Below are 1,790 nucleotides of genomic sequence, written 5' to 3' on the forward strand. Positions count from 1 at the left end.
TTGTACATTTAATTTTTATCTTATTTGTTATTTTTGGAGGTCTGCTCTTATTAATTTTTTCAAAAATAATCTATATTCATCTCCCGGCATTATTATGGGGAGTTTATATAGAACTAACTAATTCCGTTTGTCCATTGACCTATCTAGAAAATTGGTTTTTGCATAAAGGTGAGTTGACAACTTATTCTAGTAATTTTATCAACAACTATCTTTTACCGATACTTTATCCTGAAGGCTTAACTAGTAAAATTCAAATATATTTAGGTATATCATTAATAGTTTTTAATATTTTAATATACGGATTAATTTATAAAAAATTTAAAAAATAATGAAAAAACTTTTAGCGACATTGGTTTTGTGTTTGTTGTGGCAAAACTTAGTTTTAGCAAATGATCTGGCCATTTTGGTATTCAACAAGTGGTTATATGATAATGGTCATCAAAAATATGTAATAAAAGATAATAGTGGCTATAAAAATAATTTAAATTTAAAACTTTCTAAAAAAAAATGGACAATACCTGAAGATACAAATCCTAATTTTGATACTTTATTATATTATTTTTTCAAATACCAACATTCTCATTTTGTACCAGGTTCAAGAACTTATCAATGGGATATGTATGAGGCTAAACCCTCCAGTCAACATTATAAATTTAAATCAGATTTGAAAGATGACAAGTATATAAAAAAACAAATGAATAAAACTGCTCTTTTAAGTTATTTGCTTTATGAAGATGGCAAGATTACAGTTGATGAAATATCTCCTAAAGACCGATTTGGTAATTTTGTAAATAATGAAACTAAATTAAGATCCATGTCTGTTGGTAAGACCATGGTTTCTTATGTTATGGGTCATGCGATATGTAGAGGTTATATTGAAAGTGTAGACAGTAGATTGAATGATTGGCCCTTAACAAAAAATACACTTTATGAAAATCAAAAAATAATTGATTTATTAAATATGAAGGCAGGAGATCAAAAATATGTTAATAGAAGTAATTTTAAATATGGTGAAGTAGATACTATGACTATTTCATCAGTAATGAATATGATGTCTGGTTTAGAAAAATCCAAATCTCAATATAATTATAATGCTCTATTACCTCACTTATTATTAAGTTATATCTCATTTAAATCAGGAAATGATTTTGAAAATCTTTTAGAGGATATTTTTCAAAATGAAGCACAAATAGAGCAAAGTGTATATTTTTTTAAACATCCTAATATGAATAAAGAATCAGGTATTGCAAACAGTATGTTTTTTGCCACTCGATATGATTATCTTCGAATAGCCAAAAGCATTCTAGATGATTGGCAAAATGATACTTGTATGGGAAAATATTTAAAAACAATTTACAAAAATAGAATTCCTAAAGGAAATTTCAATCAAAGATTTGATTTATCAAATACTTTTTCTGGTACAAAAACTTATGCTGGTTTTTTTCATACAGATTACTCAGGCATGAAAAAAAGATCAATTATGGGAATGAGCGGTTATGGTGATCAAGAAATTATTATAGATTTTGATACATCTAGAATAATAGTCATTAACTCAATGCATGGAAATTATAATTGGAAAAAAATTGCTTATTCAGTAATTAAAAAAGGTAAATAAATATCAAATAGTAAGGGGCGTTCTGTAGAACGACCACTAAATCATTATTAACAGAAAATAAGGACTTTTGAAACTTCTTCGTAGAAACTTAGTAGTAAGTTTTCATTATTTGTCAGATTTCTTGTTTTTGTTCTTCGTAGTTTGTTTTTTTAGTTTAATGTTTTTCTGTGGTATG

General features: G+C 26.3%; 2 protein-coding genes. Both read left to right on the plus strand.

Annotation, left to right across the window (positions count from 1 at the left end; all coding sequences use genetic code 11):
* A partial coding sequence (locus AMN78_RS00905) for a DUF2784 domain-containing protein (RefSeq protein WP_075533749.1) occupies positions 1-329 on the plus strand: 329 nt, incomplete at its 5' end.
* On the plus strand, positions 329-1,615 hold the full coding sequence (locus AMN78_RS00910) for a hypothetical protein (protein ID WP_075533750.1): 1,287 nt from the start codon (positions 329-331) through the stop codon (positions 1,613-1,615). The genes AMN78_RS00905 and AMN78_RS00910, both read left to right, overlap by 1 nt.
* Positions 1,616-1,790 lie beyond the last annotated feature (175 nt).

Origin of the sequence: Candidatus Pelagibacter communis (genome assembly GCF_001179945.1) — a bacterium.
GTDB lineage: Bacteria > Pseudomonadota > Alphaproteobacteria > Pelagibacterales > Pelagibacteraceae > Pelagilacustribacter > Pelagilacustribacter ubique_A.